The organism is Sulfitobacter sp. 15WGC (assembly GCF_005068605.1).
GTDB lineage: Bacteria > Pseudomonadota > Alphaproteobacteria > Rhodobacterales > Rhodobacteraceae > Sulfitobacter > Sulfitobacter faviae.
The window spans coordinates 1-254 of the sequence record NZ_SZNL01000135.1; the positions used below are offsets into that span (position 1 = coordinate 1).

The window sequence follows — 254 nt, forward strand, 5'->3', positions numbered from 1 at the left end:
GGAGAACTCGCTGCGCGCCCATGCGAATTCCTCGGCAATGGGAATCTGGAACACGCCGAAGGAGGCCCGCACGGCGAAGCTGACCATGATGATGATACATCCGACCATCAGGACCGGGGTGAACAGGGGCGCGCGGCTTTGCATGGAAGTGTTCCTTTCCGCGGCAGATTATGGGTTTCACGGGCGTCGTCAATTGCGCATCTGCGAAGACTGGCCAGCCCGCCCGCGCTGCCGTAAACATGGCCCCGTGCAAA

General features: G+C 61.4%; 1 pseudogene. It reads right to left on the minus strand.

Annotated elements, in window-relative coordinates:
- A pseudogene (locus FCK22_RS19435) lies at positions 1-144 on the minus strand (MFS transporter); the annotation flags it as partial.
- Between the last annotated feature and the right edge of the window lie 110 nt (positions 145-254).